Annotated in this window: 3 protein-coding genes; 1 reads left to right on the plus strand and 2 read right to left on the minus strand. The window is 57.5% G+C overall.

Annotation, left to right across the window (positions count from 1 at the left end; translation table 11 throughout):
* Positions 1–140 precede the first annotated feature (140 nt).
* On the minus strand, positions 141–1,127 hold the full coding sequence (gene gluQRS, locus ACF8AM_RS08770) for a tRNA glutamyl-Q(34) synthetase GluQRS (RefSeq protein WP_392555273.1): 987 nt from the start codon (positions 1,125–1,127) through the stop codon (positions 141–143).
* Positions 1,127–2,515: an asparagine--tRNA ligase gene (asnS, locus tag ACF8AM_RS08775; RefSeq protein WP_392555274.1), complete on the minus strand. Its 1,389-nt coding sequence runs from the start codon at positions 2,513–2,515 to the stop codon at positions 1,127–1,129. Before asnS ends, gluQRS begins: the two co-directional genes overlap by 1 nt.
* 157 nt (positions 2,516–2,672) lie before the next feature.
* On the opposite strand from asnS, the gene ACF8AM_RS08780 reads away from it, so the two are divergent.
* The coding region (locus tag ACF8AM_RS08780; RefSeq protein WP_392555275.1) for an AMP-binding protein at positions 2,673–3,563 on the plus strand (891 nt) is incomplete at its 3' end.

Here is a 3,563-nt window from a genome sequence, read left to right on the forward strand (position 1 = left end):
TCTGTCAGGACTTGGTTTTAAGCTAGTGGACGAGGCCACGAGTCCTGAACTGGCGTCAAATCCAAAGACTCGTGGCCTCGTCCACTGCGATCCATCTTCACTTTTGGCTGTGACAGACCACTCGATAACTCGTGCAGGGATCAGTCGATGGCTGAACCAAAGTCATCGACGATGGTTGGTTGGCGATGGATGTGAACCCAGTCGAATTGACTGATCAGTTTTTGGTGGATTTGATCGAGCGTCATGTCTTTCAGCGAGTCATCCGAATCGGGGCACAGTCCCGATGTTTTCGCGGCCCAGCGGACGATCGTTTCAGGCGTCATGCCTTGTTCTCGAAAATGTGACAGACGTGTGTCACCGTGACGTTTGGCGAGGCGTCGCCCGTCGGTGCCGGTGACCAGTGGCACGTGTGCGTGGCTGGGCGGCGAATGTCCCAGTGCTTCGTAGAGTTGAAGCTGCCGAAACGTGCTGAGGATCAAGTCGTCGCCACGGACGACTTCCGTGACTCCCGCGTCGATGTCATCGATGACGACCGCAAGTTGATATGCCGCCAAGCAGTCGGTTGCTGTTTCCGCTTTTCTCGTGATGGGAAAGTCGCCGATGTCTCGAATGGGATCGCAGGTGACATCGCCGTGGACTCGATCAAAAAAACGATCGGGTTTCGCGTGCATTCGAAAGCGAAAGCAGAACGGTTTGTCTTCCGGCAGCGGATCGCCGTTTTTCCAACCCGCACAGGTTCCGGGATAGACCGGTGCATCGGGTGTCCATCCCGAGGCGGTGCTTTCATGCGGGGCCGATGCGGCGGCTTCGATGTCGCGACGCGTGCAGCTGCATGGGTACACGCGATCAGCGTCGAGCAAACGTTCGCGGGCCCGGTCGTACAGCGGCGATCGTTCGGTTTGGATAATCGGGTCGCCATCCCAATCCATGCCGAGCCATCTCAGGTCCGTGATCGCTTGTTCGGTCGCCCAAGGTTTGATGCGTGGCGAATCGATGTCCTCGATCCGCAGAATCAAACGCGCGTTTTGGGACCGAGCACTCCAGTACGCGATCAGGAATGTTCTCGCGTTGCCGAGGTGCTGTGCTCCCGTTGGCGAAGGTGCCAATCGGCAAACGGCACTGGACATTAAAATTCGGCGTTGCCCGGCGTGCGTGGGAACGGGATCACGTCACGAATGTTCGCCATGCCGGTCACGTACTGGACGGCTCGTTCCAATCCCAAACCGAATCCCGCATGGGGCACGGTGCCGTACCGACGCAGGTCGACGTACCACCAGTATTCCGATTCGTCCAAGCCGCCTTCGGCCATGCGGCGTTGCAGCACATCGAGACGTTCTTCTCGCTGCGACCCGCCGATGATTTCGCCGACGCCGGGAACCAACACGTCCATCGCGGCGACCGTTTTGCCGTCGTCACTGACTCGCATGTAGAACGGTTTGATCGACGATGGGTAGTCCGTCAGGATGACTGGGCCGCCGACGACGCTGGTCAAATACCGTTCGTGTTCGGCTTGCAGGTCCGTGCCCCACTCAACCGGGTATTCGAACTTTTCATCACAGGCGAGCAAGCGTTCGACCGCGTCGGTGTAGGTCATGTGTTCGAACGGTTTTTCGATCACCGATTTGAGTTGATCGATTTTTCCTTTCTCAATTCTTTCGTTGAAGAACTCCATGTCTTCGCCGCAATGCGAGAGGCAATCCGAGAAGACTCGTTTGAGAAATCTTTCCGCCAATTGCATGTTGTCGTGGAGGTCGTAGAAGGCGGCTTCGGGTTCGACCATCCAGAACTCGGCCAGGTGCCGCGACGGGTTGCTGTTTTCGGCGCGGAAGGTGGGCCCGAAGGTGTACACGCGAGACAACGCCGTCGCGTACGTTTCCGCTTCCAGTTGGACGCTGACCGTCAGATGGGTTGGCTTTTGAAAGAAATCTTGTTTCGTATCAAAAGGGCGATTCGAACCGGCCAGTTTTTCCAGGTTCAGCGTGGTGACGCGGAACATTTCGCCGGCGCCTTCGCAGTCGCTGGCTGTGATGATCGGCGTGTGCAGGTAGTTGAAGCCTTCGTCGTCGAAGAAACGGTGGATCGATTGGCTGATCCGGTTGCGAACTCGCATCACGGCGCCAAGCGTGTTGGTGCGAGCTCGGAGGTGCGACCATTCGCGAAGTTTTTCGAACGAGTGCCGTTTTTTTTGCAGTGGGTAGGTTTCTCCATCGCACCAGCCGATGACGCGAATGGAGCTGGCGATCATTTCGGTCGCCTGCCCTTTGGCGGGGGACTCAACCAGCTCGCCTTGAATGACAACGCTGCATCCCGCCGTCAGTTTTTGGATCTCATCGGTATAGTTTTCCAGGTCGGCGGGGGCGACGACTTGCAGATTGCCCAGAGACGTGCCGTCGTTGACTTCCAAGAAGCTGAAACCACCTTTGCTGTCGCGGCGTGTTCGGATCCACCCGCGAATTTCGAGAGGGCGTCGCAACTCGGTGCTGGTGCGGCAGGCGTCAATTGTGGTCCAGTCCATGGGAGCAATCATCGAGCGTTGGAGGAAGACAAATGGATGAACCGTGTATCGTAACGAATTGGTTCTGAATCGCCTCCACCACAACGGCAGCGATTCCCATTAAGCTAAGGGCTGACGTGTTTCCCTCCCCGCTCCTCGATTGCCCCCATCCTGACCCATGCCCACCGCGTCCGCGTCTGAGTCCAGTTCCAATCCTTCCGAGCCTTCCAATGCATCAGGGTCGATCGATCACGTGTTGATTGAAGATCGCCTGTTTCATCCACCGACCGAGTTCACATCCAAAGCGGTGATCTCGACGGAGGAACAGTACGAGAAGCTGGCCGCTGCCGCTCGCGACAACCCGGACGAATTTTGGCGAGCCGAAGCACTCGAACATTTGCACTGGTTCGAACCATTTGACACGGTGTGCGACTGGCAACCCCCTCATGCGAAGTGGTTCGTCGGTGGCAAGACCAACGCCAGTTACAACTGCGTCGACGCCCACGTGGCGGCGGGACGCGGTGATCGAACGGCGATCATTTGGGAAGGGGAGCCCGTTGAAGACGGAAAGCCTCGCGATCAACGCACGCTCACCTTTGCGGAATTGCAAACCGAAGTCGCCAAGTGCGCCGAGGGCCTGACTCAGTTGGGGATTGGTGTTGGAGACGTGGTCAGCATTTACATGCCGATGACGCCGGAACTCGCCATCGCGATGTTGGCGTGTGCTCGCATCGGTGCGGTTCACTCGGTGATCTTTGCTGGGTTCAGTGCCGCTTCGATTGCGGAACGAAACAATGACGCTTCGGCCAAACTGATGATCACATCGGATGGCTTGTACCGTCGCGGCAAGATTTTGCCGCTCAAAGAAACGGTCAATGAAGCGCTGGAAAATTCTTCGACCGTTGAGCACTGCTTGGTGCTCCGCCGCACCGGTGAAGAAGTGCCGATGCAAGAAGGTCGAGACGTTTGGTGGCACGACGTCGTGGACAGCCAACCGGGTGAGATGTCAGCGAAGCCGCTCGATAGCGAAACGCCTCTGTTCATCCTGTACACGTCGGGCAGCACCGGA

Source organism: Rhodopirellula sp. JB055 (genome assembly GCF_043100905.1).
Lineage (GTDB): Bacteria > Planctomycetota > Planctomycetia > Pirellulales > Pirellulaceae > Rhodopirellula.

Bases quoted from the DNA above. Each gene is read 5' to 3' on its own strand.
- gluQRS (WP_392555273.1), bottom strand. From the start codon at position 1,127: ATGTCCAGTGCCGTTTGCCGATTGGCACCTTCGCCAACGGGAGCACAG.
- asnS (WP_392555274.1), bottom strand. From the start codon at position 2,515: ATGGACTGGACCACAATTGACGCCTGCCGCACCAGCACCGAGTTGCGA.